Source organism: Neobacillus drentensis (assembly GCF_036966985.1).
In the GTDB taxonomy this organism is placed as follows: Bacteria; Bacillota; Bacilli; order Bacillales; family Cytobacillaceae; genus Neobacillus; species Neobacillus drentensis_E.
In genome coordinates, this window is sequence record NZ_JBALSN010000357.1 from 1 (window position 1) to 230 (window position 230).

Annotated in this window: 1 pseudogene; it reads left to right on the forward strand. The window is 32.6% G+C overall.

The features are described from left to right. Positions 1 to 114 precede the first annotated feature (114 nt). A pseudogene (locus V7659_RS21625) lies at positions 115 to 230 on the forward strand (glyoxalase); the annotation flags it as partial.

Sequence of the window (230 nt, forward strand, 5' to 3'; positions counted from 1 at the left end):
GCCTTGTTCAACTTGGCCAATTTTTAAATCTTAATAATAAAATTTCTAACTTGAAAGAAAATTATAAAATTAATAAAATATGAGAGAGGAGAATTGACAAATGGAGGAGTGTTTATGTCATTTGCAATAAAAAAGATCGATCATATCCAACTTGCTGCCCCTATGGGTTGTGAAGAAGCTGCGAGGGAATTTTTTGGTGGAATACTAGGGTTAATTGAAGTAGAAAAGCC